Below are 22,801 nucleotides of genomic sequence, written 5' to 3' on the forward strand. Positions count from 1 at the left end.
GAGACCTTCCTATGTCATCTTGCGCACCGGACGCTGTCCTCTCGGTCAGCGGTATCGGCAAGACCTATGCCCAACCGGTTCTGTCTGACATCACCCTGACGCTCAATCGTGGGGAAGTGTTGGCGTTGACCGGTGAAAATGGTGCGGGCAAAAGTACCTTGTCGAAAATTATCGGCGGGCTGGTCACGCCGACCACCGGACAGATGCAATTCAACGGTCAGGATTATCGTCCGGGCAGTCGTGCCCAGGCCGAAGCGTTGGGCGTACGCATGGTCATGCAGGAGCTCAACCTGCTGCCCACCCTGACGGTGGCCGAGAACCTGTTCCTGGACAACCTGCCCAGCCACGGTGGCTGGATCAGCCGCAAGCAACTACGCAAGTCGGCTATCGAGGCCATGGCTCAAGTGGGGTTGGATGCCATCGACCCGGACACCCTGGTTGGCAGCCTGGGCATCGGCCACCAACAGATGGTCGAAATCGCCCGTAACCTGATCGGCGACTGTCATGTGCTGATCCTCGACGAGCCCACGGCCATGCTGACGGCCCGTGAAGTCGAGATGCTGTTCGAACAAATCACCCGCCTGCAGGCCCGGGGCGTGGCGATCATCTACATTTCCCACCGGCTGGAAGAGCTGGCCCGTGTCGCCCAACGCATTGCGGTACTGCGTGACGGCAACCTGGTCTGCGTCGAGCCGATGGCCAATTACAACAGCGAGCAACTGGTCACGCTGATGGTTGGTCGTGAACTGGGCGAACACATTGACTTGGGGCTGCGTACCATCGGCGCGCCGGCCTTGACCGTGAAAGGCCTGACCCGCTCGGACAAGGTCCGCGACGTGTCCTTTGAAGTACGCGCCGGCGAAATCTATGGCATCTCGGGCCTGATCGGCGCCGGTCGTACCGAGTTGTTGCGGCTGATCTTCGGCGCCGACCTGGCCGACAGCGGTACCGTAGCGCTGGGGTCGCCAGCCCAGGTGGTGAGCATCCGCTCGCCTGCGGACGCAGTCGGTCATGGCATCGCGCTGATCACCGAGGACCGCAAGGGCGAAGGCCTGCTGCTGACTCAATCCATCAGCGCCAATATTGCCTTGGGCAACATGCCGGAAATCTCCAGTGCTGGCCTGGTCAATGGTCGTGATGAGACCGCCTTGGCCAAACGCCAGATTGCTGCCATGCGTATCCGCAGTTCCAGCCCGGCGCAACTGGTGTCCGAGCTGTCGGGTGGCAATCAACAGAAGGTGGTGATTGGCCGCTGGCTTGAGCGCGATTGCTCGGTGCTGCTGTTCGATGAGCCGACCCGGGGCATCGATGTCGGTGCCAAGTTCGATATTTATGCCTTGCTCGGCGAATTGACCCGCCAGGGCAAAGCGTTGGTGGTGGTCTCCAGTGACCTGCGTGAGTTGATGCTGATCTGTGACCGGATTGGTGTGCTGTCCGCCGGCCGCTTGATCGAGACCTTCGAGCGCGACAGCTGGACCCAGGACGAATTGCTCGCCGCCGCCTTTGCCGGTTATCAGAAACGTGATGCGTTGCTCAACGAAGCAGCGCCCAGGAATACCCTATGAAAACAACTTCTCCTGCAAAACCTGGTGGCAACTTCTATGGCCTGGGCACCTATCTGGGCCTGGCCGGTGCCTTGCTGGCGATGATTGCGCTGTTCTCGTCCCTGAGTAGTCACTTTTGGTCCTATGACACCTTCAGCACCATCGCTAATCAGATTCCCGACTTGATGGTGTTGGCGGTGGGCATGACCTTCATCCTGATCATCGGCGGCATCGACCTGTCGGTGGGCTCGGTGCTGGCTCTGGCGGCATCGGCGGTCAGCGTGGCAATCCTCAGTTGGGGTTGGAGCGTCGTGCCGGCCGCATTGCTGGGCATGGGCTGTGCTGCACTGGCCGGGACCGTCACCGGTTCCATCACCGTGGCCTGGCGGATTCCCTCGTTCATCGTTTCCCTCGGCGTGCTGGAAATGGCCCGCGGTGTGGCGTACCAGATGACCGGCTCGCGCACCGCTTATATCGGTGATTCCTTTGCCTGGCTGTCGAACCCGATTGCTTTCGGCATTTCGCCGTCGTTCATCATTGCCTTGCTGGTGATCATCGTTGCCCAGGCCGTGCTGACCCGCACCGTGTTCGGTCGCTATCTGATCGGCATTGGCACTAACGAAGAAGCCGTCAGGTTGGCGGGGATCAATCCAAAACCCTACAAGATTCTGGTGTTCAGCCTTATGGGGCTGCTGGCTGGCGTTGCCGCACTGTTCCAGATCTCGCGGCTGGAAGCGGCGGACCCGAACGCCGGTTCCGGCCTGGAGCTGCAAGTGATCGCCGCAGTAGTAATCGGCGGCACCAGCCTGATGGGCGGCCGCGGCTCGGTCATCAGTACGTTCTTTGGCGTGCTGATCATTTCCGTATTGGCGGCAGGCCTGGCACAGATCGGCGCCACTGAGCCGACCAAGCGCATCATTACCGGTGCGGTGATCGTGATCGCGGTGGTGCTCGACACCTACCGCAGTCAGCGCGCCAGCCGGCGAGGCTGAGTCATGGCCACGATCAAGGATGTGGCGGCGCTCGCGGGTATTTCCTACACCACCGTGTCTCATGTGGTGAACAAGACGCGCCCGGTCAGCGAGCCTGTGCGGATCAAGGTCGAGGCGGCGATCAAGCAACTGGACTACGTTCCCAGCGCCGTCGCGCGGTCGCTGAAGGCCAATACTACCGCCACCATCGGTCTGCTGGTGCCCAACAGCCTCAACCCGTATTTCGCGGAGCTGGCCAGGGGCATCGAGGATTACTGCGAGCGTAATGGCTACTGCGTGATCCTCTGCAACTCCGACGATAATGCCGAGAAGCAGCGCAGCTATTTAAGGGTGTTGCTGGAAAAACGCATCGACGGTTTGATCGTCACCTCTGTTGGCGGCGATGACAGCGGCCTGACCTCAGGCCTGAAAGCGGTGCGCACCCCCATGGTGATTGTCGACCGTGGGCTGGACGGCATTGATGTCGATCTGGTGCGTATCGACCATGAGCACGGCGCTTACCTGGCGACCCGGCATTTACTGGAGTTGGGTCACCGGGACATCGCCTGCATTGGCGGCCCCGCTCACACCCGTGTGGCGCAAATGCGTCTGGCCGGTTATTGCCGAGCCCTGCGCGAAGCTGATGTTGAAGTGCCGGTGAGCCGCATGCTGGAAAGTGACTTCACCAGCACCGGTGGCTACGCAGCGGCCGTACAGTTGCTGGCGGCCAATCCCCCTAGTGCGATTTTTGCTGGAAACGACATGATTGGTTTCGGCGTATTGCGGGCGGCCGCCGAGCGCAATATTCGCGTGCCCGGCGAGTTGTCGGTCATCGGTTTCGATGACATTCAAATGAGCCGTTACGTCTACCCGGCGCTGACCACGGTCGGCCAGTCGATCCTGCAACTGGGGGAGATGGCGGCGGAGCTTTTACTGCGACGGATTGCGACACCACAACTGCCGATCGATCAACGAATCGTGACGCCGAGCATTGTTTTGCGTGAGTCGACAGCATCGCTGAATCGAATTTAAGAGTATTGATGTATGCCAGCAAAAGTAGTGGTAGTAGGCAGTCTGAATATGGACCTGGTCACTCGCGCCAGTCGTCTGCCCCGTGCCGGTGAAACCCTGATCGGCCAATCTTTCTCCACGGTTGCGGGCGGCAAGGGCGCCAATCAGGCCGTTGCCTCGGCACGCCTGGGGGCCGACGTTGCAATGATTGGCTGTGTAGGTACCGATGCCTATGGCGCCCAATTGCGCGACGCGTTGCTGGCCGAAGGCATCGATTGCCAGGCGGTCAAAGAGGTGGTGGGCTCCAGTGGTGTCGCTCTGATTGTGGTCGATGACAGTAGCCAGAATGCGATTGTCATTGTCGCCGGCAGCAACGGCGCACTGACACCGGCGTCGTTGCAGTCGGTGGACAGCGTGCTGCAGGCTGCCGACGTCATTGTCTGTCAGCTCGAAGTACCGATGGACACCGTGAGTCATGCTCTCAAGCGCGGTCGCGAACTGGGCAAAACGGTGATCCTCAATCCTGCCCCGGCCAGTGGTCCGTTGCCCGCGGACTGGTACGCCGCCATCGACTACCTGATTCCCAACGAAAGCGAAGCCTCGGCCTTGAGTGGGGTGGTGGTCGACTCGCTGGAAAGCGCCAAGGTCGCCGCTACGTATCTGATCAAGGCCGGCGCCGGCAAAGTTATTATTACCCTCGGTTCACAGGGCGCACTGTTCGCCGATGGCCAGGGCTTCGAGCATCTGCTGGCACCCAAGGTCAAGGCGGTCGACACCACGGCGGCGGGCGACACCTTTGTCGGTGGTTTTGCCGCGGCATTGGCCAGCGGCAAAAGCGAAGCCCAAGCCATCCGCTTTGGTCAGGTCGCGGCAGCCTTGTCGGTCACCCGTGCCGGCGCGCAACCCTCCATTCCCACGTTGCACGACGTTCAAGGTTTTGTTCCCTCATGAAAAAGACTCCCTTGCTCAATATTGCCTTGTCACGGCTGATCGCTTCCCTGGGGCATGGAGACATCGTGGTGATCGGTGATGCCGGTCTGCCGGTGCCACCGGGCGTCGAGTTGATTGATCTGGCGCTGACCAAGGGTATTCCCGATTTCATCAGCACCTTGCGCATCGTCCTCAGCGAAATGCAGGTCGAGAGCCATGTGCTGGCCGAAGAAATCCTGCTCAAGCAACCTCCGGCGCTGGCCGAACTCAACACGCTGACCGACCTAGGCGAACGTCGTCTGTTGAGTCATGAAGAATTCAAGGTCCTGAGCCGCAAGGCGCGGGCTGTGGTGCGTACTGGCGAGTGCCAGCCCTACTGCAACATCGCGCTGGTCTCCGGAGTGACCTTCTAGCATTTCCCAACGACAAGGAGAGTGTCATGCAACGTAGTACCCAAACCCTGCGACATCTGTTCCGGAGTGTGCTGCTTTTGTCCGTGCTAACTGCTGCAAGCGCCCAGGCGGCGGAAAAAATCGACCTGATCATCGACACTGATCCGGGGGCCGACGATGTGGTCGCGTTGCTGTTTGCCATGGCCTCCCCTGAAGAACTGAACATCCGCGCGCTGACTACCGTGGCCGGCAACGTGCGCCTGGACAAGACCTCGCGTAACGCGCGACTGGCTCGTGAGTGGGCAGGACGCGAGGACATTCCGGTCTACGCTGGCGCACCGGCACCGCTGCTGCGCACGCCGATCTACGCCGAGAACATCCACGGCAAGGAAGGTATCTCCGGTGTCACCGTGCATGAGCCGAAAAAAGGCCTGGCCGAGGGCAATGCCGTTGACTACCTGATCAAAACACTGAGTACTGCCAAGCCCCATAGCATCACCATCGCCATGCTCGGCCCACAGACTAACCTGGCTCTGGCGCTGACCCAGGCCCCCGAGATCACTCAGGGCATCAAGGAAGTGGTCGTGATGGGTGGCGCACACTTCAATGGCGGCAACATTACGCCGGTGGCCGAATTCAACCTGTTCGCAGATCCTATCGCGGCTGAAATCGTGCTCAAAAGTGGCGTTAAGCTGACTTACCTGCCGCTGGACGTGACCCACAAGGTCCTTACCAGCGAAGCGCGCCTGAAGAAAATCGCTGACTTGAAGAACAACGCCAGCAAGGTTGTCGGCGATATCCTCAACGAGTACGTCAAGGGCGATATGGAACACTACGGCATTCCCGGCGGCCCAGTGCATGACGCCACCGTGATTGCTTACCTGCTCAAGCCTGAACTGTTCACCGGGCGCCAAGCCAATATGGTGGTGGATAGCCGCGAAGGCCCGACCTTCGGCCAGACTATCGTCGATTGGTATGACGGCCTCAAGCAGGAAAAGAATGTGTTCTGGGTTGAAAACGGCGACGCCCAAGGCTTCTTCGACCTGCTGACCGCACGTCTTGCGCGTCTGAAGTAAACCGCTTGCCGGTCGGTGTTCGCCGGCCGGGTCTTATTCGCGTTCGGGGTCTTGTGCCCCCATGTGATCGGTCGGGTATTTCTCGAATATCTGGCCGATGAACGCTTGCGCGGCCTGGGTTCCCAGTTCCTTGACCAGCAGGTCTATGCCGATGATTGCCAGCTCCTCAGGGCTGCCGGGGCTGTATGAACTTTGCCCTTGAGGCCACTTGGCTTTGATGTCGGCATGGATGGTTACGGTGGTCATGGGTGTCTCACGTGTTTGAAAGGCTGGGCAGTGCGTTCTCTAACCTGGTGAGTTAACCATTTTGCGCGACGTTTGGCACTGCTACTTAGGCATGAGGGGAGGGCTGTGCGACACTGGCAACCTGTTTAATTGCCAGGGAAAACCGCGTGCAGATCGATTTGAACAACCCCGAGAACCTGACGCTGGAAGCTGTTCGCCAGCTGCTGGCGTCCGCCAGCGACGACGTGCACACCCAATTGCGGGTCACCAGGGCCGGTATTGCCTACATATCTTCAGGGGTGGTGGGCGGTGTCGATATCGGCGGCTTGCTGTTTCGCCTGGAGACTTGGGCGGCCGGTTCCGGCTATGTCGGCAATGTGGCGGCCAGCGACGCAGTCTGGGTAACGCAGATTTTCAATGCGCTGAAACAGAACTGGCCAAATCCACCGTTTGATTACATCGACATCTATTGAGTGCTCGTTCATATCTGGTGACGATTGATTCGGCGATCACAGGCGGCGAGTCAGGCAGACTTGCCTGTGGCTACAGTCTGGAGGTTGCGCAGCGCTTACCTATTGAAACCAATCAGCCAAATAGCTGTCGCACGATCTCTGTCTATTTTTTCTCAAAGGAGGCTTCATGCCTTGGAAGCTTGCATCATTCGGTACCTTGTTGGCAGCAGCCCTGTTGGCCGGCTGCAGCACCCCTGGTATCTCTGAGCCGGCCAAAGACACAGCCGTGACCAACGCCGGTCATAGCCGCTGTGAGTCGAAGGCTGCCGAGTTCGCGATCGGCAAGAAAGCCTCGCCCGAATTGCTGGAGCAGGCCCGTACTCGTGCCGGTGCGCAGAACGCACGGATTCTCAAGCCTAACGACATGGTTACCCTGGAGTACCGCTCCGATCGCTTGAATCTCAACACGGATGACAACCTGGTGATCAATCGCGTCAATTGTGGCTGAGCGATCCAGGCTTTTGCAGCGCCCATAAAAAACCCCGTCACATGGACGGGGTTTTTTTAGTTCTGCTCAGAAATTACTCTGCGCGAACTTGCTCAGCTTGCATACCTTTTTGGCCTTTCGCAGCCACGAAGGAAACGGCTTGGCCTTCTTTCAGGCTTTTGAAACCGTCGCTTTCGATAGCTTTGAAGTGTACGAACAGGTCGTCACCGCCACCTTGAGGAGTGATGAAGCCGAAGCCTTTTTCATCGTTGAACCATTTAACGGTGCCGGATTGGCGATTAGACATGGTGTATCTCCAAGAAACATATATTTTCAGTAGTACTGTGCTGCTCAGGCCAACTGGGCACACCGAGCTATCATAGTCGAAATGTTCGGCTTGGGAGCCCCCCCAAGGCATTGTTTGCAAATCAATAACGTTGCATTTGGTGCTTTTTGCGGCTGAAAGCCCCGGTCTACGGGGCTTTTGCGAGAAATATCAGTTGTTAAAAAAAGCCGTAAAAGCTGTGTAAATTGTGAGAAAAGGCAGTTTTAAGGGTGTTTTTTGGTCTAAAAGCTGCTCTGTTTCAGTGCCTGTATTACTTCTGAACCACCTTGCACGAGGAAATTGCAGCGATCGCTTTGTTCTGAAGCTCAACTTTTGCATCCCGATTGGTCATGAGTTGATTGATCTCATCGGAGCTGAGTTCGGCATTGATCTTGTCTGCACCGCACTCACAGTGCTGCTTTGCAATGGCGTCCCTTTCTTTTTCGTTTTTTGCTTTGATGTTCTGCCTGGCTCCTGCCGAACAGTCTTTGATGAAGTTGTCTCGTTGACCTGCGGGCCAGTTGCTGGGTGCGGCAGCTTGCGCACCCAGTGGCAGCAACAGGGCAAAAGGAATGGCAAAGGCGAAAAACTGTTTAATACGCATAGTGGGATGCTCCCTGGAGGTCGTAGAACGGGTGACGATTCTCAGTGTCTTTGAGGCCTTCCGTACAGCCCAAGTTCACTCTAGCGTCCAAAAGCCCGGAATTTGCCTTTCAGCGGCCAAGGGCTGCCGCGGCGACCGTTCATCTGTGCTAGCATCTCCCGCTTGGCTATTTTCAGGCGTGCCATTTGCCGCCTTGCCATGTTCCTTTTGTTTAACTCCAGTCACTCTGATTCGATTTTCCGGTTGGCCGCAAGGCTCCTGCCGCTGTAAGGCAGGCGTTCGTCATTGAATGGCTGGAGTTGGATCTTGTACTGGCTCATCCCAACCCACGTGACCTTTGGTAGGGGTCACCACTAGGAGAGGAGGCGCCATGCCAACTATTACTCTTCCCGACGGCAGTCAACGTTCATTCGATCATTCGGTTTCCGTAGCCGAGGTCGCCGCATCCATTGGTGCTGGCCTGGCCAAGGCCACCGTGGCCGGCAAGGTCGACGGCAAGCTGGTTGACGCCAGTGACCTGATCACCGGCGATGTCAGCCTGCAAATCATCACCCCCAAGGATCAAGAGGGGCTGGAGATCATTCGCCACTCTTGCGCGCACCTGATTGGCCATGCGGTCAAGCAGCTGTACCCAACGGCGAAAATGGTGATCGGCCCGGTCATCGACGAAGGCTTCTATTACGACATCGCCTACGAGCGTCCTTTCACTCCGGACGACCTGGCGGCTATCGAGCAGCGCATGCACGCGCTGATCGAGAAAGATTACGACGTCATCAAGAAAGTCACTCCGCGCGCCGAAGTGATCGACGTGTTCACCGCTCGCGGCGAAGACTACAAGCTGCGTCTGGTGGAAGACATGCCGGACGAACAGGCCATGGGCCTGTATTACCACGAAGAATACGTCGACATGTGCCGTGGTCCGCACGTGCCGAACACGCGCTTCCTCAAGTCCTTCAAGCTGACCAAGCTCTCCGGTGCCTACTGGCGCGGCGATGCGAAGAACGAGCAACTGCAGCGGATCTACGGTACTGCCTGGGCTGACAAGAAGCAGCTGGCTGCCTACATCCAGCGCATCGAAGAAGCCGAGAAGCGTGACCATCGCAAGATTGGCAAGCGCCTGGGCTTGTTCCACGTCCAGGAAGAGTCGCCAGGCATGGTGTTCTGGCACCCGAACGGCTGGACCTTGTACCAGGTGCTTGAGCAGTACATGCGCAAGATTCAGCGCGACAACGGTTACCTGGAGATCAAGACGCCTCAGGTCGTTGACCGCAGCCTGTGGGAAAAATCCGGGCACTGGGCCAACTACGCTGACAATATGTTCACGACCCAGTCGGAAAACCGTGACTACGCCATCAAGCCGATGAACTGCCCGTGCCACGTACAGGTGTTCAACCAGGGCCTGAAGAGCTACCGCGAATTGCCGATGCGTCTGGCCGAGTTCGGTGCCTGCCACCGCAATGAGCCGTCGGGTGCGTTGCACGGCATCATGCGCGTGCGTGCGTTCACTCAGGACGACGCCCACATCTTCTGCACCGAAGAGCAGATGCAGGCCGAATCCGCTGCGTTTATCAAGCTGACCATGGACGTCTACCGCGACTTCGGCTTTACCGAAGTCGAAATGAAGCTGTCCACTCGTCCGGAAAAACGCGTCGGTTCCGACGAACTGTGGGATCGCGCCGAAGCTGCACTGGCCGCAGCCCTTGATAGCGCGGGCCTTGCGTACGATCTGCAGCCGGGCGAGGGTGCCTTCTACGGCCCGAAAATCGAGTTCTCACTGAAAGATTGTCTTGGTCGTGTCTGGCAATGTGGTACTTTGCAGCTCGATTTTAACCTGCCTATCCGTCTGGGAGCCGAATACGTCTCCGAAGACAACAGTCGCAAGCACCCGGTCATGTTGCACCGGGCGATCCTTGGGTCCTTCGAACGTTTCGTTGGAATCCTGATCGAGCACTACGAGGGTGCGTTCCCTGCGTGGCTGGCTCCGACCCAGGCAGTGATCATGAATATCACTGATAAACAGGCAGAATTTGCCGCTGAAGTTGAAAAAACTCTCAACGAAAGCGGATTTCGTGCCAAGTCTGACTTGAGAAATGAAAAGATCGGCTTTAAAATCCGCGAGCATACTTTGCTCAAGGTTCCCTATCTCTTGGTTATCGGAGATCGGGAAGTCGAGATGCAGACTGTCGCTGTGCGTACTCGTGAAGGTGCTGACCTGGGCTCGATGCCCGTCGCCCAGTTCGCTGAGTTTCTCGCGCAAGCGGTTTCCCGGCGTGGTCGCCCAGATTCGGAGTAATTATTATTAAGCGTGAAATGAGACAAGATAAACGAGCTGCACCGAAAGCCCCGATCAACGAGAATATCTCGGCACGCGAGGTTCGGTTAATTGGGGCTGAGGGTGAGCAGCTTGGGATTGTGTCAATTGAAGACGCGCTTCTTAAGGCTGAAGAAGCCAAACTGGATTTGGTGGAAATTTCCGCCGATGCAGTACCCCCTGTTTGCAAGCTGATGGACTACGGCAAATCGATCTTCGAGAAGAAGAAGCAGGTTGCCGCAGCCAAGAAAAACCAGAAGCAGATTCAGGTTAAAGAAATCAAGTTTCGTCCAGGGACGGAGGAAGGGGATTACCAGGTAAAACTGCGCAACCTGGTACGTTTCCTGAGTGATGGGGACAGGGCCAAGGTATCCTTGCGATTCCGCGGCCGTGAGATGGCCCACCAGGAGCTGGGGATGGAACTCCTCAAGCGAGTTGAAGGTGACTTGCTTGAGTACGGTTCGGTCGAACAGCATCCTAAGATGGAAGGACGCCAGCTTATTATGGTCATCGCCCCGAAAAAGAAGAAGTAATCAATAGGGCACGGCAGGCCTTCTGATTATATTTATCAACTGAATGCGGAGTATCCGAACATGCCAAAGATGAAAACTAAAAGTGGTGCTGCTAAGCGGTTTCTGAAAACTGCTAACGGTATCAAGCACAAACACGCTTTCAAGAGCCACATCCTGACCAAAATGTCGACCAAGCGTAAGCGTCAACTGCGCGGTAGCAGCTTGCTGCATCCGTCTGACGTCGCAAAAGTCAAGCGCATGCTGCGCCTTTGCTAATTTTTGGTTAAGAATAGAGGAAGTAACTCATGGCTCGTGTAAAGCGTGGCGTCGTTGCCCGTAAGCGTCACAAAAAAATTCTGAAACTTGCTAAAGGCTACTATGGTGCGCGTTCACGCGTATTCCGTGTTGCCAAGCAAGCGGTAATCAAGGCTGGCCAATACGCCTACCGTGACCGTCGTCAGAAGAAACGTCAGTTCCGCGCTCTGTGGATCGCTCGTATCAACGCTGGTGCTCGTGTTAACGGTCTGTCCTACAGCCGTTTCATTGCTGGCCTGAAGAAAGCGTCCATCGAGATCGACCGTAAGGTTCTGGCTGATCTGGCAGTGAACGAAAAAGCGGCGTTTGCTGCGATTGTCGAGAAAGCTAAAGCCACCTTGGCTTAAGTACCCCCGACAGTCACCTTGGGCCGCTTCCGTGGTCCAAGGTGTTAAACGTCTTAAATAGGGGAAGAGCCTTCAAGCTCTTCCCCTATTTTGTATCTGGAGTCTGTACATGGAAAACCTGGATGCGCTGGTCTCTCAAGCACTAGAGGCTGTGCAAAGCGCTGAAGATATCAATGCCCTGGAGCAAATCCGGGTTCAGTACCTTGGCAAGAAGGGTGAATTGACTCAGGTGATGAAGACCCTGGGGAATTTGCCGGCAGAAGAGCGCCCGCAAGTCGGTGCGCAGATCAACGTTGCCAAGGAACGTGTCACAGAGGTTCTTAATGCGCGCAAGGCGTTGTTTGAGGGGGCCGATCTAGCGGCCAAGCTCGCCGCCGAGTCCATTGACGTGACCCTGCCGGGCCGTGGCCAGACCTCAGGCGGTCTGCATCCGATTACCCGGACTCTGGAACGTATTGAGCAGTTTTTCACCCACATCGGCTACGGCATCGCCGAAGGCCCTGAGGTCGAAGACGATTATCACAACTTCGAGGCGCTCAACATCCCGGGCCATCACCCGGCCCGTTCGATGCATGACACCTTCTATTTCAATGCGAACATGCTGTTGCGCACCCATACCTCGCCGGTACAGGTCCGCACCATGGAATCGCAGCAGCCGCCGATCCGCATCGTCTGCCCAGGCCGTGTGTACCGTAGCGACTCCGATATCACCCACTCGCCGATGTTCCACCAGGTCGAAGGCCTGCTGGTCGATCGCGACATCAATTTCGCCGACCTGAAAGGCACCATCGAAGAGTTCTTGCGGGTGTTCTTCGAAAAAGAACTGGCAGTGCGTTTCCGACCTTCGTACTTCCCGTTCACCGAGCCATCCGCTGAAGTCGACATGGAATGCGTGATGTGCAGCGGTAAAGGCTGCCGTGTTTGCAAGCAGACCGGCTGGCTGGAAGTCATGGGCTGCGGCATGGTTCACCCCAACGTGCTGCGCATGTCCGGGATCGACCCGGAAGAGTTCTCGGGCTTTGCCTTCGGCATGGGCGTTGAGCGTCTGGCCATGCTGCGTTACGGCGTGAACGACTTGCGTCTGTTCTTCGACAACGACTTGCGGTTCCTCGCGCAATTTCGCTAGTCGTAACGAATCTTTAGGAGAGCAGGATGAAATTCAGTGAACAATGGCTGCGCGGCTGGGTAAGCCCGCAGGTAGATCGCGACGAGCTGGTTGCCCGTCTGTCGATGGCCGGTCTTGAGGTCGATAGCGTTACGCCGGCCGCCGGTGTTTTCAGTGGCGTGGTAGTGGGCGAGGTGCTGAGCACCGAGCAACACCCGGATGCTGACAAATTGCGTGTGTGCCAGGTCAGTAATGGCGCGCAAACCTTCCAGGTCGTGTGCGGAGCACCGAACGTGCGTCCGGGCCTGAAAATTCCGTTCGCCATGATCGGTGCCGAACTGCCGGGCGACTTCAAGATCAAGAAAGCCAAGCTGCGGGGCGTTGAGTCCAACGGCATGCTGTGCTCCCAGGCCGAGCTGCAGGTTGGTGAAGGCAACGACGGCTTGATGGAGCTGCCGGCCGACGCACCAGTGGGCCAGGACATTCGCGCCTACCTGGACCTGGAAGACGCCAGCATCGAGGTCGACCTGACCCCGAACCGTGGTGACTGCTTGTCCTTGGCTGGTCTGGCCCGCGAAGTCGGGGCGCTGTACGCCGCTGCTGTTACCCGTCCGGTCGTTGCAGTAGTACCTGCAGTGCATGACGAAGTCCGTCCAATCGAAGTGCTGGTGCCTGCTGCTTGCCCACGTTATTTGGGGCGCGTCATCCGTAATGTCGATCTGTCCAAGCCAACACCGCTGTGGATGGTTGAGCGTCTGCGCCGTGCCGACGTACGCAGCATCGACGCGGCTGTCGACATCACCAACTACGTGATGTTGGAGCTGGGCCAACCGCTGCACGCATTCGATCTCGCCGAAATCAATGGCGGCATCCGCGTGCGCATGGCCGAGGAAGGCGAGAAACTGGTATTGCTCGACGGCCAGGACGTCACCCTGCGTAGCAACACTCTGGTGATCGCTGACCACTCCCGCGCCCTGGCCATTGCCGGCGTGATGGGTGGCGAGCACAGTGGCGTTTCTGCGACCACTCGTGACGTATTCCTCGAAAGCGCGTTCTTCGACCAGATCGCCGTTGCCGGCCAGGCTCGCTCCTATGGTCTGCACACCGATGCTTCGCACCGCTACGAGCGTGGCGTGGACTGGCAACTGGCCCGTGAAGCCATGGAGCGCGCCACTGGCCTGCTGCTGGAAATCACCGGTGGCGAAGCTGGCCCGATCACCGAAATCGTCAGCGAGCAGCATCTGCCATCGGTTGCGCCGATCACCTTGCGTGCCCAGCGTGTTGAACAAATGCTGGGTTTGGTCATTGAAGACGCTGAAATCGAGCGTCTGCTGTCGGCCTTGGGCTTGGGTATTTCTGCTGATGGGGCAGGGCAGTGGCGCGTAGAAGTGCCAAGCCATCGCTTCGATATCAGCCTCGAAGTCGACCTGATCGAAGAACTGGCCCGCCTGTACGGCTACAACCGTCTACCGGTTCGTTACCCGCAAGCGCGCTTGGCGCCACAAGCCAAGCCCGAAGCCCGCGCCCATCTGCCCGAACTGCGTCGCCTGCTGGTGGCTCGTGGTTATCAGGAAGCAGTGACGTACAGCTTCATCGATCCGAAACAGTTCGAACTGTTCAATCCGGGTGTTGAGCCGCTGCTGCTGGCTAACCCGATCTCCAACGACATGGCTGCCATGCGTTCGTCCTTGTGGCCAGGTCTGGTAAAGGCACTGTCCTACAACCTGAACCGTCAACAGGATCGTGTACGGATGTTCGAAAGCGGCCTGCGTTTTGTCGGTCAGCTGGAAGGTTTGAAGCAAGAGCCGATGCTGGCTGGCGTAGTCTGCGGCAGCCGTCTGCCGGAAGGCTGGGCACAGGGTCGCGATGTGGTGGACTTCTTCGACGTCAAGGCTGACGTGGAAGCGGTGTTGGGCTTTTCCGGTGCGCTGGGTGCGTTCACTTTTGTCCCAGGCAGTCACCCGGCGTTGCACCCGGGCCAGACCGCGCGCATCGAGCGTGAAGGTCGTCTGGTAGGCTTCGTTGGGGCCATCCATCCCGAATTGTCGAAAACCCTCGGTCTTGACCGTCCGGTCTTCGTTTTCGAGCTGGTACTGGCCGAAGTAGCGTCGGGCAAGATGCCTAAATTCAGCGAGTTGTCGCGTTTCCCTGAAGTGCGCCGTGACCTGGCTCTGGTAGCCGATCGTGAGGTGTCCGCCAGCGCCGTTCTGGAGGTAATCCGTGAAAATGCAGGGGAATGGCTGACAGACCTCAGGTTATTTGACGTTTATCAGGGTAAAGGCATTGATCCGCATAGAAAAAGCCTTGCAGTTGGCTTGACCTGGCAGCATCCATCGCGCACTCTTAATGACGATGAGGTGAATACCACGACGCAAAATATCCTCACCTCGCTCGAACAAAGGTTGAACGCCACGTTAAGGAAGTGACGTATGGGGGCTTTGACGAAAGCTGAGATGGCGGAACGTCTGTATGAAGAGCTGGGCCTGAACAAGCGCGAGGCCAAGGAATTGGTCGAGCTGTTTTTTGAAGAAATCAGGCACGCTCTAGAAGACAACGAACAGGTCAAATTGTCCGGTTTCGGCAATTTTGACCTGCGGGACAAACGTCAGCGGCCTGGCCGCAATCCAAAAACGGGAGAAGAAATCCCGATCACGGCTCGCCGTGTGGTCACCTTTCGTCCAGGGCAGAAGTTGAAGGCCCGAGTTGAGGCTTATGCTGGAACCAAGTCATAACGACGAACTACCTGTCATCCCAGGCAAACGCTACTTCACCATTGGTGAAGTCAGCGAGCTCTGTGCGGTTAAACCCCACGTGCTGCGCTATTGGGAGCAGGAGTTTCCTCAACTCAACCCCGTCAAACGCACCGGGAACCGTCGGTATTATCAGCGCCAGGATGTGCTGATGATCCGACAGATCCGCGCGTTGCTTTACGACCAGGGGTTCACCATCAACGGCGCGCGCCAGCGTATGTCCGGTGATGAAGCCAAAGACGACACCACCCAATACAAGCAAATGATCCGCCAGATGATCTCCGAACTCGAAGATGTGCTGGTGGTTTTGAAGAAATAACTTCGGCTTTTAAAATACTTCCACATTTCAAAAGCTTGCGGTATATTCCTGATCGCTTCGTTACGAAGCGAACCCAGTTTCACGCCTAGTCGGGGCGTAGCGCAGTCCGGTAGCGCACTAGCATGGGGTGCTAGGGGTCGAGTGTTCGAATCACTCCGTCCCGACCATATTTTTCAATGACTTAGCCGCCTTTTGGTGGCTTTTTCGTTTCTGCCCTAGTGACTTTCCAAGTGACCCTAGGGGTTCTCCCTTTATACCTGCCTCCTTTTCAGGATCGTCAGCGCTGGTGCGCGTGAGTCGGTTGCTGATACCTTATTTGCCGCTGCAATCAGTTGATCCAGTTCTGCCGCCGAGTAGTGACTGGTGATGCTGCCGTTCTTGTGTCCGAGCAACGCTTTCCGGTCTTCCTCGGTCACACCAGCGGCACGCAAGCGCCTACCGAAAGAATGCTTGAGGTCGTGGATGCGGATTCGCAAAAATCCGTCATGCGCTGGCCTCAAGTACTTTTCCTGCCACTTCTTCGCCGCCCTGATCCGCGCCTTCTTCCATGCCGAGTCATTCATGCGGTGCACAGTCGTTTCATTCCCTTCGCCATCTGGCTTGCCAAACGGAAACACGAACAGCGGATGCTTGCCTCGCTGCTTCTCGATGACCGACTTGGCCACGTTATTCAGCACCACCAGGCGTTCATCGCGGTTCTTCACTCCTGCCCGAGCACTCCGGCCACCAAAATTGGCCGGTATCAGGAATACGCTCGTCGCCAGTTCTGGCACGGCAATCTCCCAATCCCACTGAAGTTTGCACACCTCCTGCTCCCTGCATCCCGTGTTGACCTTGAACATCGCCATGGTTTGCAGATGAGCGGGCAGTTCGGCGAACAAGATCGACTGCTCTTCCCACGAGAGTGGGTAGGGCTTGCGACATGTCGTCTTCTCATCCAGCAGCGAGATCATTGGCACTACGTCCAGCCAAGGCCGGCGTTCATCATCCCGCCACTTGCGTGCACACAGGTTCAGCACCCTAATCACCCGCTGAAGGGCGATATTCACCGTCCTGTTCGTTACCGGCTTTCCGATCTCCGGCGCTAGCTTCGAGCGAATGTAAGCAGCCAGACTGTTGTCGTCGACGTGCGTGATCGGCAGGTGACCTATAAACGGGTCGAGCTGCTTCATATAAGTTGCTGATATATGAATCGAAGCCTGATCCTTCACCTCAAGCAGGAATTTGATGGAAGCCTCCCGCCACGTCCGCACAGTCCTGACGCCATAGACCTTCTGTTGCCGCAACTTCTCCAGCATGTGGATCAGGTACTGCTCGGCTTCCGCCCGGTCACAAGTGCCAGTACTCTCTTGAATTCGCTCTCCTCGGTATTTTTTGTCGATTTTCCAGATGCCGTTCGGCATTTTTTGGAGGCCTGTAATTGCTTTTTGGGCCATGGTTCTGCTCCTTTGGCTTCCACATGGCGCTCGCTGCGAGGCCGATTGTTGTCCTGATTCGCTGCCTTTTCAACTGACTTGCTTGCGATCCAGGCATCCGCCCACTCGTCGAGCTCGATCCGGTCGAACGCAACGCCCTGGATGCCGATGGGAAACTCTCGAACATTGGGTCGCACGGACTTGTTGAATTCGTCCCGGCACATGCCGAGGTAGCCGTAGGCGTGCTTGAGGCGGATAAAGCGTGGGGGAGGGGCTGAAACTTGGTCTGCGCTGTTATTTGCCATGTTCGTCTTGCTCCGTACCGCGCGTGGCGGCAGACGGTGGGGGAGTTAGGCGGTTGCTTTGGCCATGGCGGCATCTGCAATCTTCATTGCGGCTTGCGCGTCGTTCACGTAAGCCTGATCGAAACCGCCAGCCAGCTAGATGAATGGTCCCTTGGCACGCACGGAGGTTTTCACGGTTGAGTTCCAGTGCTTGGACCAACTCCTCTTTCTGGACGCCGTACTCGATCGCCAAGGCGCGAAGGCGTTTGGCCTCTGCCTGTTGCTCAGGCGCGATCTCTTCGAAGTGTTCCTCTGGCTCCCAAGGGGACGGGATGATCTCGGCTTTCCAGTCGCGCCAAAACTCGGCACTCTCCCCCCGCTCAAGCATTTGAGCCTTAAGGGTGCAACATGAGTGGTCCCCGCGTGGAGGGCTCATCAATGTGTTGTTCCTCATGACTAGTATTGTTTGGTGCATCACTACGATCTCCTCAGGCGATATGTATAGGATGATCCGGAGGAGGAGTCTTGAGTTTCGGTTTCAACACCAAAAAGCGTCTAAAAAACAATGGTAAAAGCCCTACCAGGGGGCGATTTTTTTGCATAAGTCTGTGTTCGCGGGTAATGGGGTGAAACGTTGCTGGTCGGGCAACAAAAAATGAAGGTTTTTCTCCATCTATTGAGAGGAGTGCAGTTAAGTACGAGGTAACTTTTGCTGTTCAAAGAGGAGGCGATTCATTAGGCATAAGGGGATTGGGTACCCTTGAATATGGGCTGTAAAAATATTACCCGCATTTATAACCATTACGCAGGGCATGCCACGGCGGAAGCGCAGACTTTTCCCTGAAGAGTTGCGAAAAATAATCTCCCAGTAATCATTGTTGTAGTAAGTGCCGAGGATCTCCGACCAGAGGGTATTAACGTCGGCGCTAATTATTCCCTCCGAAGTCAGACATAAATTTTCTACTTGGTTATCCCGTTCAGTAAGTACCGCGTAGATGCGACCGTTGGGGGCGATGGGAGGGAAGTAGCGGTTGTTGCCGAGGTGGCGAAATTTCAATGTGTTTCTCCATATGTTTAAGGTCGCATACCACCCTATGTCAGCTCTGGAAAAACCCAAGATGCAGGTGCAGTTGGGTTTTCTGAGCAATGGCGCAGTATCAGCTCATGAAGAACGAGCCGAGGTGCGACATGCGACACTCCATGGTTACTTGCCAATGCTGTGGCAGCACGATGATCCCAAGAACGAGTTACACACGTTGTTTCTGGGGATACACCCCTTTGTCGAATCACTGCCCCTTTTGTCTCAGTGAAAACTGGCATCAGGGCAACCCTGGGTTGGGAGCTCGCTTGTTTGCATTGCTTGGCCTAGCCCTAGGGATTCTGGCTTGCGTGTTGGTAGGGGCTTTCTTGTTTAAAGTGCAGTGGTGGTTGGGTATTGAGGGGCAATACCCATTACTGTCCATTGGTACCTGTGTAGTGTCGGTTTGCTCCGGGTATCTCTTCTACAACTGGTTTGTGGATTGCTGATTCCGCAGAGCTAAAGCGTTTGCGTGTATCAACAATTTCCGGAGCGGAACAGATGTTCGGTCGACTTCTGAGGCTAATTCGCCGGATATCAGCCTTGTGTCTGATTTCATGCTCGAGAGGCTGCCTGGAAGGCCGCTGGAGGCGTTTGCTCTGTGATGTGGCTGGGTGGTGTCTTATTTCGCGCTCCGCGAGCACTACAGCGCTTCTGGCGATATGACAACAGGCAAAAGAGTTAGCAGACGAGTCGCTAGGAGGGTCCAATTGGTCACAGAGGCCCACAATCGTTCTGAAGTTTCTGATCCTATGCGAATCAACATCCACCATTTTCAGCCACCTCAGCCGCGTGCTGTCGTCAAGACTCAGTCGGTATCATTTTTTTTGTCGAGGCGATCCGCAATTACGTAGCCCACCGCAGCAGCTATAGCAAGTGTGCCAAGCACCCCGACTACCGCGTACAAAAGTAGCTCAATCGAGTTCATGGTGTTTTTCTCCTGGCTGCAAATTTGCGGTGGAATCAGCTTCTCACGCTCAGTGTAAATCTCAAGGATTTAACCCTCTCCGTTGCCCCCTCCCCGCAGTTCAGATCTGGATCTATCCCATTCACCCCTTACATCCGCTTCGCGACACGGTTTCTCCATAAACAGACCTCACTCCCCATAGCTTGCTTATGGAAGTGTGACCATTCACTTCCCATGGGGAAAAGCTCGTTTTGTGTATCGGGGGTGAGTGCCGGAGGTGAGTGGCTAAAAGCCCCGGTTTTAAAGGGCTCCAGCCACTCACCTCCGATTGCTGGTGAAGAGGTTGGTCGAGGCGGTGGATTCCGGAGGTGAGCGCCGGGGGTGAGTGCCAGGGGTGAGTGGCTGGAAGCCCCGGATTTAAAGGGCTCCAGCCACTCACCCCCGATTCTGGTAAAGGGTTGGTCGAGGCGATGGGTACCGGAGGTGAGTGTCGGGGGTGAGTGCCAGGGGTGAGTGCCGGAGGTGAGTGGCTGGAAGCCCCGGATTTAAAGGGCTCCAGCCACTCACCTCCGATTCTGGTAAAGAGGTTGGTCGAGGCGGTGGATTCCGGAGGTGAGCGTCGGGGGTGAGTGCCAGGGGTGAGTGGCTGAAAGCCCCGGATTTAAAGGTCTCCAGCCACTCACCTCCGATTCTGTTAAAGAGGTTGGTCGAGGCGGTGGGTTCTGGAGGTGAGCGCCGGGGGGGAGTGCCTGAGGTGAGCGGCTGAAGGCCCTGGATTTAAAGGGCTCGGGCCATTCCCCTCCGGACTTAGATAAGAGGTGAATGGTCGAATAGATATCCGGGCACGCAAGCACCAAAATCCCATGCAATAAGGACTCCAAACTATTTATGCGTGGAGTCAACGATGTATGGATTAGCGCTCGAGTTGCCCATCTCCAATGGCCTCAGGTTGATCGTTGTGACCATTTATTGATGATCAAGAAGGGTCGGATTTGGCTCATTACTGCCTGTCACGGCTGGCCGAAAACGGCCAATAGCGGCCTGTTGCATCAGAGTGCCGATAAACCGATTGTTAAGTTTGCATGGGGTTCGAATTTCTCCTGCATCGCCACACTCTGAAAACGCAACTCACTAATTTTAATAGAGAACGTTAGGTGTTTTGGTTTTTGGCGTCCGAAAAATGGCTGTATGGGACTGATATGGGGCCGGAGAGCAATTTTTACCCTTAGATTGCTGTGCGCAATCGGCGGCTATTGATCGCTCCAAACTGGCCAGAGGGAGAGCCGCCGATAGGCAGCGATCGCTGAAGCGGACGTTGGTATCTTGCCAGTAAATGGCATTGAGCGGACTACCAAGTATTCTGCGCTAGCGGTCCTTGTGTTTCCGCTTTTTATACCTCAACATGAGGGATCATTTTCGGAAACAGGTACGGAGCGGCGATGAGCACATTTGAACTGACGGCCTCAAACGCTTTCACTCGGCGAGCGACGATTATTGATGAGCCCGCGGACGTGGATGTACGTTTGCGGGAGCTGCATTCTGACTTGGGCCCAGTCCTGCTCCGTGATGCCATTACTGGCGGTCTCCGAGGACGCAATGAGACCAATCGTGCGTCCGCGCCGACTGCGGCTGGCGTTCAGCAATGGTTGAAGACTGTTGAAGACCTACGCACTTTATTGGCGACAGCTCACTGGCATATCCATGAACAGCAGAACTGCCCTTTCATCAGCTCGCCTGATCGGAGCATTTCCATCGTGGTCATGACTGGCAACGGCGAAACCGGCAAGAATGGAATTGATGAGCCGACGAACCAGGCTGAGAAAGGAGCGGTTGCTGAGGGCTTTGTTTATAAAAATAATCGTCAGTTAGAGCTATTCAATAGTGTCTCGTTCCAGTTCGCCAAGGAGCATCAGAGAGAAACCCAAGTCTGGGCGTTGCTTTATCACTATGATAAGGTACTTAAGGAAATTCGATATGAGTTGTCTTTGCCGACTGGGTTCGGTAATAAAAAAATTACTAACTGGGGTGTCCGTATACTCTTAGGAAGTGTTTCTAATAATCCCGATGATTTCACCATTCGTAAAGATGAATCAAGTTCTCAGATTTCGGTGGAAGTAGAGCCTAAAATAGGTATGTTGTGAGTAAGTAGCTATGTCCGAAATAAATCCCAAGCAAATCACATTTGCCAGGGTGAGAAGACGCTTCACTAAAGCTCAGCTGGCAAAGGAGTTAGGTATCACTAGTCGTAGTCTACAGAACTACGAAAGTGGTACTTCTTATCCTGAGGCAGCGACCTTGGAAAAAATCGCGAAAATATTGAACTTCCCTCAGCAGTTTTTTTTCATTGATGAAGATATGCCGGAGTTGAGGGAACATTCGGTAAGTTTTCGTAAGCTTTCAAAAATGACTGATGCGTTGAAAGCTTGCACATTTGCAGCCGGTGCCATCGCGTTTAGAGTCAACCATTGGATAGAGGAAAGGTTTAATCTTCCCTCGGCAGGGTTACCCGACCTGAGCGATCTAGCGCCTGAAGAGGCAGCTGCCACACTCCGCCGCGTATGGGGACTAGGTAATGCACCCATTCCCAATATGATTCATTTGCTTGAGTCGAAAGGTATTCGTGTCTTTTCGCTGGCCGAAGAAACCCGAGAGGTTGATGCTTTCTGTACGTGGTATGAGGGCAAGCCATTTGTTTTCCTTAACACCATCAAGTCCGCGGAGCGGAGCCGCTTTGACGCGGCACATGAGCTAGGCCATTTGGTGCGCGACGTTTACACCATGCAGCACGGCCAAGCCCACGGACCTGAAATGGAGCGCCAGGCTGATGCATTTGCTGCAGCCTTTCTAATGCCTAAGGAGAGTGTGGCTGCTAATCAGCCACCCACTTACTCTATTAAGTATCTGATGAAGCTCAAGCATTATTGGGGTGTGTCGCTTGCAGCTATGGCATATCGTTTTAATTCATTGGGGTTGGTCAGTGAGTGGAATTACCGTAGTCTTTGTATTGATATCGCTAAAAGTGGATATCGGGCTAATGAACCAGAGCCGATGGAACGAGAGACATCGCAGTTACTCACTAAAGTGTTAGACGCTTTGCAAAGCCGAAAGCAAGGTCGTCGTGAAATCGCAGAAAGCTTGAGTGTAAGCATAGATGAAATTAATGCTCTAACCTTCCAGTTGACAAGGTTGTCAGTGGTTTCAGGAAATGTAACTAATGGGTCCGCAGTTAAGAAGGGCTCTCCAAACTTGAGGCTTGTATAACGGAGGATCGCTTCCCTGGCCGAATTGATGAGTTGGGCCAATCAGATACGTATTGCTTCAAAACTGTGGTTCATCTTGAACGTAAGCGATCCACCGTGCCCACATTTAAATCCGCTAGTTGAAGCCTGAAGCTGTGCTCCCGATCTCTTTCAGGAGCCAGCAACCATGATGCGTCCCGAC

24 protein-coding genes and 1 tRNA gene are annotated in these 22,801 nt (G+C 55.9%); 19 read left to right on the forward strand and 6 right to left on the reverse strand.

Annotated elements, in window-relative coordinates:
- Nucleotides 1–11 precede the first annotated feature (11 nt).
- From ACZRJ6_RS23895 to ACZRJ6_RS23920, 6 genes are read left to right on the forward strand one after another with little or no spacing between them, the layout of a single operon-like run.
- Entirely contained in the window at nucleotides 12–1,565 is a 1,554-nt protein-coding gene (locus tag ACZRJ6_RS23895; protein ID WP_463970395.1) for a sugar ABC transporter ATP-binding protein, read from the forward strand.
- Nucleotides 1,562–2,536, forward strand: a complete 975-nt coding sequence (locus tag ACZRJ6_RS23900; protein ID WP_463970394.1) for an ABC transporter permease — start codon at nucleotides 1,562–1,564, stop codon at nucleotides 2,534–2,536. Before ACZRJ6_RS23895 ends, ACZRJ6_RS23900 begins: the two co-directional genes overlap by 4 nt.
- A gap of 3 nt (nucleotides 2,537–2,539) precedes the next feature.
- The gene (locus ACZRJ6_RS23905; RefSeq protein WP_463970393.1) at nucleotides 2,540–3,547 is read left to right on the forward strand and encodes a LacI family DNA-binding transcriptional regulator; all 1,008 of its coding nucleotides are present in this window, start codon (nucleotides 2,540–2,542) and stop codon (nucleotides 3,545–3,547) included.
- 12 nt (nucleotides 3,548–3,559) lie between these two features.
- Entirely contained in the window at nucleotides 3,560–4,477 is a 918-nt protein-coding gene (gene rbsK, locus ACZRJ6_RS23910) for a ribokinase (RefSeq protein ID WP_463970392.1), read from the forward strand.
- Entirely contained in the window at nucleotides 4,474–4,869 is a 396-nt protein-coding gene (gene rbsD, locus ACZRJ6_RS23915) for a D-ribose pyranase (RefSeq protein ID WP_350616448.1), read from the forward strand. The genes rbsK and rbsD overlap by 4 nt, the downstream gene beginning before the upstream one ends.
- 26 nt (nucleotides 4,870–4,895) lie before the next feature.
- Nucleotides 4,896–5,924 (forward strand): nucleoside hydrolase, encoded by a 1,029-nt coding sequence (locus tag ACZRJ6_RS23920; protein ID WP_149414768.1) that lies wholly within the window; start codon nucleotides 4,896–4,898, stop codon nucleotides 5,922–5,924.
- Between the two features lie 33 nt (nucleotides 5,925–5,957).
- On the opposite strand, the gene ACZRJ6_RS23925 is transcribed toward ACZRJ6_RS23920, so the two are convergent.
- Nucleotides 5,958–6,170 (reverse strand): hypothetical protein, encoded by a 213-nt coding sequence (locus ACZRJ6_RS23925; protein ID WP_133102925.1) that lies wholly within the window; start codon nucleotides 6,168–6,170, stop codon nucleotides 5,958–5,960.
- Between the two features lie 146 nt (nucleotides 6,171–6,316).
- On the opposite strand from ACZRJ6_RS23925, the gene ACZRJ6_RS23930 reads away from it, so the two are divergent.
- Together ACZRJ6_RS23930 and ACZRJ6_RS23935 are read left to right on the forward strand one after the other, a co-directional pair.
- On the forward strand, nucleotides 6,317–6,622 hold the full coding sequence (locus tag ACZRJ6_RS23930; RefSeq protein ID WP_463970391.1) for a hypothetical protein: 306 nt from the start codon (nucleotides 6,317–6,319) through the stop codon (nucleotides 6,620–6,622).
- Nucleotides 6,623–6,788: 166 nt separating this feature from the next.
- Nucleotides 6,789–7,109 carry an I78 family peptidase inhibitor gene (locus ACZRJ6_RS23935; protein ID WP_149414765.1) on the forward strand — a complete coding sequence of 107 codons (321 nt, stop codon included), beginning with the start codon at nucleotides 6,789–6,791 and terminating at the stop codon, nucleotides 7,107–7,109.
- A gap of 73 nt (nucleotides 7,110–7,182) precedes the next feature.
- Here ACZRJ6_RS23935 and ACZRJ6_RS23940 read toward each other — a convergent pair whose 3' ends face one another.
- Both ACZRJ6_RS23940 and ACZRJ6_RS23945 read right to left on the reverse strand, forming a co-directional pair.
- A complete protein-coding gene (locus ACZRJ6_RS23940) occupies nucleotides 7,183–7,395 on the reverse strand; it encodes a cold-shock protein (RefSeq protein WP_133102922.1) in 213 nt (70 codons plus the stop codon).
- 289 nt (nucleotides 7,396–7,684) lie between these two features.
- Nucleotides 7,685–8,017 carry a hypothetical protein gene (locus ACZRJ6_RS23945; RefSeq protein ID WP_463970390.1) on the reverse strand — a complete coding sequence of 111 codons (333 nt, stop codon included), beginning with the start codon at nucleotides 8,015–8,017 and terminating at the stop codon, nucleotides 7,685–7,687.
- 370 nt (nucleotides 8,018–8,387) lie between these two features.
- On the opposite strand from ACZRJ6_RS23945, the gene thrS reads away from it, so the two are divergent.
- The 9 genes from thrS to ACZRJ6_RS23990 all read left to right on the forward strand — a co-directional run bounded on the left by thrS (nucleotide 8,388) and on the right by ACZRJ6_RS23990 (nucleotide 15,843).
- Nucleotides 8,388–10,310: a threonine--tRNA ligase gene (gene thrS / locus ACZRJ6_RS23950; protein WP_149414763.1), complete on the forward strand. Its 1,923-nt coding sequence runs from the start codon at nucleotides 8,388–8,390 to the stop codon at nucleotides 10,308–10,310.
- A complete protein-coding gene (infC, locus tag ACZRJ6_RS23955; RefSeq protein WP_172668659.1) occupies nucleotides 10,310–10,861 on the forward strand; it encodes a translation initiation factor IF-3 in 552 nt (183 codons plus the stop codon). The genes thrS and infC overlap by 1 nt, the downstream gene beginning before the upstream one ends.
- Before the next feature lie 60 nt (nucleotides 10,862–10,921).
- Nucleotides 10,922–11,116, forward strand: coding sequence for a 50S ribosomal protein L35 (gene rpmI / locus ACZRJ6_RS23960; protein ID WP_003442181.1), 195 nt, complete (start codon nucleotides 10,922–10,924; stop codon nucleotides 11,114–11,116).
- Between the two features lie 29 nt (nucleotides 11,117–11,145).
- Nucleotides 11,146–11,502, forward strand: coding sequence for a 50S ribosomal protein L20 (rplT, locus tag ACZRJ6_RS23965; protein WP_133102919.1), 357 nt, complete (start codon nucleotides 11,146–11,148; stop codon nucleotides 11,500–11,502).
- A gap of 109 nt (nucleotides 11,503–11,611) precedes the next feature.
- Nucleotides 11,612–12,628 (forward strand): phenylalanine--tRNA ligase subunit alpha, encoded by a 1,017-nt coding sequence (pheS, locus tag ACZRJ6_RS23970; protein ID WP_133102918.1) that lies wholly within the window; start codon nucleotides 11,612–11,614, stop codon nucleotides 12,626–12,628.
- Nucleotides 12,629–12,654: 26 nt separating this feature from the next.
- Nucleotides 12,655–15,033 (forward strand): phenylalanine--tRNA ligase subunit beta, encoded by a 2,379-nt coding sequence (gene pheT, locus ACZRJ6_RS23975; protein WP_463970389.1) that lies wholly within the window; start codon nucleotides 12,655–12,657, stop codon nucleotides 15,031–15,033.
- 3 nt (nucleotides 15,034–15,036) lie between these two features.
- Nucleotides 15,037–15,339: an integration host factor subunit alpha gene (gene ihfA, locus ACZRJ6_RS23980; RefSeq protein ID WP_002553164.1), complete on the forward strand. Its 303-nt coding sequence runs from the start codon at nucleotides 15,037–15,039 to the stop codon at nucleotides 15,337–15,339.
- The gene (locus tag ACZRJ6_RS23985; protein ID WP_149414761.1) at nucleotides 15,320–15,676 is read left to right on the forward strand and encodes a MerR family transcriptional regulator; all 357 of its coding nucleotides are present in this window, start codon (nucleotides 15,320–15,322) and stop codon (nucleotides 15,674–15,676) included. Before ihfA ends, ACZRJ6_RS23985 begins: the two co-directional genes overlap by 20 nt.
- Before the next feature lie 90 nt (nucleotides 15,677–15,766).
- Nucleotides 15,767–15,843: transfer RNA gene (locus ACZRJ6_RS23990), tRNA-Pro, on the forward strand.
- 84 nt (nucleotides 15,844–15,927) lie between these two features.
- Here ACZRJ6_RS23990 and ACZRJ6_RS23995 read toward each other — a convergent pair.
- The 3 genes from ACZRJ6_RS23995 to ACZRJ6_RS24005 all read right to left on the reverse strand — a co-directional run bounded on the left by ACZRJ6_RS23995 (nucleotide 15,928) and on the right by ACZRJ6_RS24005 (nucleotide 18,432).
- On the reverse strand, nucleotides 15,928–17,079 hold the full coding sequence (locus ACZRJ6_RS23995; RefSeq protein WP_463970453.1) for a tyrosine-type recombinase/integrase: 1,152 nt from the start codon (nucleotides 17,077–17,079) through the stop codon (nucleotides 15,928–15,930).
- Nucleotides 16,980–17,396, reverse strand: a complete 417-nt coding sequence (locus ACZRJ6_RS24000; protein WP_463970388.1) for a hypothetical protein — start codon at nucleotides 17,394–17,396, stop codon at nucleotides 16,980–16,982. The genes ACZRJ6_RS23995 and ACZRJ6_RS24000 overlap by 100 nt, the downstream gene beginning before the upstream one ends.
- 670 nt (nucleotides 17,397–18,066) lie before the next feature.
- Complete coding sequence (locus tag ACZRJ6_RS24005) at nucleotides 18,067–18,432, reverse strand: hypothetical protein (RefSeq protein ID WP_463970387.1); 366 nt, start codon at nucleotides 18,430–18,432, stop codon at nucleotides 18,067–18,069.
- Between the two features lie 2,367 nt (nucleotides 18,433–20,799).
- Between ACZRJ6_RS24005 and ACZRJ6_RS24010 the strand changes: the two genes are divergently transcribed.
- Entirely contained in the window at nucleotides 20,800–21,501 is a 702-nt protein-coding gene (locus ACZRJ6_RS24010) for a hypothetical protein (protein WP_463970386.1), read from the forward strand.
- Between the two features lie 10 nt (nucleotides 21,502–21,511).
- Nucleotides 21,512–22,621, forward strand: coding sequence for an XRE family transcriptional regulator (locus tag ACZRJ6_RS24015; protein ID WP_463970385.1), 1,110 nt, complete (start codon nucleotides 21,512–21,514; stop codon nucleotides 22,619–22,621).
- Nucleotides 22,622–22,801 lie beyond the last annotated feature (180 nt).

The organism is Pseudomonas sp. C321 (genome assembly GCF_055407105.1).